The 492-nt window shown below is 50.2% G+C and carries 1 protein-coding gene; it reads left to right on the top strand.

The features are described from left to right. Positions 1-218 (top strand): hypothetical protein (locus EYW45_RS25095; RefSeq protein WP_235938726.1); only part of this gene is annotated, 218 nt, incomplete at its 5' end. Positions 219-492: the final 274 nt, after the last annotated feature.

The raw sequence follows: 492 nt of genomic DNA, 5'->3' as shown, positions 1-492 counted from the left end.
GGGCAGTAAGTTTTGGTGCCAAGTTGCACTGCAAATTAAAACTGTGCTATATTCTCTGGCTCGGCAGTTGCAGAGAAATGCGGGTTAACCCTAAGGGGTACGAAGCGATTCAAAGCAGGTGCAGGACGATTGATCAGGGTGCTTCTGGCCAGGCAACGCGAGTTGCAGAAAGCTTCGGTTTTCAGGTGGTTTGGGGTGATCGGATCGATCGGCACTGAAGTCATTTCAGCGCGATGTTCGAAGGCAAGTTAGGCGCGAAGCCGGTTGCTGAACTCAGCGAAATGTGCTAAAGTGGAGGGCTTCGCTGAACGGCGAATTGGAAGCGAAAATCTTCTGGTTCGGTAGTTGATCGGTGAGGTTTGCGGGCTTCGGTCTGCAAGGGTTGAAGCGGTGTTATGAAGTGGTTTTTGTGGGTGGTAGCGAATAAGTCGCCAGTCACGAAAATGTCAGATCAGCGAAATAAAGCTGACTTGACGAAGTTGAAAAACTCCT

It is taken from the genome of Schauerella aestuarii (assembly GCF_009866805.1).
Taxonomy (GTDB): domain Bacteria; phylum Pseudomonadota; class Gammaproteobacteria; order Burkholderiales; family Burkholderiaceae_B; genus Schauerella; species Schauerella aestuarii.
Note: the sequence above shows the minus strand (reverse complement) of the source record. Positions and strands in the feature narration are given on the sequence as shown.